The organism is Enterobacter cloacae complex sp.6700776 (assembly GCF_048284255.1).
GTDB lineage: Bacteria > Pseudomonadota > Gammaproteobacteria > Enterobacterales > Enterobacteriaceae > Enterobacter > Enterobacter intestinihominis.
The window spans coordinates 1-380 of the sequence record NZ_JBLVYK010000075.1; the positions used below are offsets into that span (position 1 = coordinate 1).

1 protein-coding gene is annotated in these 380 nt (G+C 41.6%); it reads left to right on the plus strand.

Translation table 11 applies throughout. The features are described 5' to 3' along the window. Positions 1-380 (plus strand): AzlC family ABC transporter permease (locus ACNQ0T_RS23280; RefSeq protein ID WP_417930391.1); only part of this gene is annotated, 380 nt, incomplete at both ends.

The following is a 380-nucleotide window of genomic DNA, read 5'->3' on the forward strand; positions in this document are numbered from 1 at the left end:
GGTTTTTGCAGGCGCAGCTCAGTTAGTCACCCTAGGTTTACTCAACTCTGGGGCAGGCTATATTACAATTGTGATTTCTGTCTTCTTTATTACATCACAACATCTTTTATATGGGCTAACCATGCGCCCTCACGTAAAGAATTTTACGACACCACAACGTTTAAGCATTGGCTTTCTATTAACTGATGAGCTATTCGCCATTAGTGCAGCCAAGCGTCAAGCCCTCAGTTTTTCCTATTTATTTGGTGCCGGATTTAGTTTTTATCTTGTGTGGTTAGTCACCAGCCTATGCGGCATTGTGATGGCAAATTTGGTGGGTGATTTAAGTAAATTACATTTAGATTTCTCAGTCGTCGCGACACTATTGGCCATTGTAGTTC